The sequence below is a fragment of the Billgrantia lactosivorans genome (genome assembly GCF_003254665.1).
GTDB lineage: Bacteria > Pseudomonadota > Gammaproteobacteria > Pseudomonadales > Halomonadaceae > Halomonas > Halomonas lactosivorans.
The window spans coordinates 1-793 of record NZ_QHGY01000036.1; the positions used below are offsets into that span (position 1 = coordinate 1).

The 793-nt window shown below is 54.2% G+C and carries 1 rRNA gene; it reads left to right on the forward strand.

Annotated features, from left to right (window positions below):
* Positions 1-793: ribosomal RNA gene (locus DIS04_RS20275) — 23S ribosomal RNA — on the forward strand; the annotation flags it as partial.

Here is a 793-nt window from a genome sequence, read left to right on the forward strand (position 1 = left end):
GTTGGGAGGCGAACCGGGGGAACTGAAACATCTAAGTACCCCGAGGAAAAGAAATCAACCGAGATTCCCCCAGTAGCGGCGAGCGAACGGGGACTAGCCCTTAAGCATGTGACTGGTTAGGCGAACGAGCTGGGAAGCTCGACCATAGCGGGTGATAGTCCCGTAGCCGAAAACCTGAGCATGTGAAATCGAGTAGGTCGGGGCACGTGAAACCTTGACTGAACATGGGGGGACCATCCTCCAAGGCTAAATACTCCTGGCTGACCGATAGTGAACCAGTACCGTGAGGGAAAGGCGAAAAGAANTATAATGGGTCAGCGACTTATTTTCAGTGGCGAGCTTAACCGAATAGGGGAGGCGTAGGGAAACCGAGTCTTAACTGGGCGACCAGTCGCTGGGAATAGACCCGAAACCGGGCGATCTATCCATGAGCAGGTTGAAGGTTGAGTAACATCAACTGGAGGACCGAACCAGGATCTGTTGAAAAAGATTTGGATGACTTGTGGATCGGAGTGAAAGGCTAATCAAGCCCGGAGATAGCTGGTTCTCCTCGAAAGCTATTTAGGTAGCGCCTCACGTATCACCACCGGGGGTAGAGCACTGTTTCGGCTAGGGGGCCATCCCGGCTTACCAACCCGAGGCAAACTCCGAATACCGGTGAGTGCGAGCGTGGGAGACACACGGCGGGTGCTAACGTCCGTCGTGAAAAGGGAAACAACCCAGACCGTCAGCTAAGGTCCCGAAATCCTGGTTAAGTGGGAAACGATGTGGGAAGGCTCAGACAGCTAGGAGG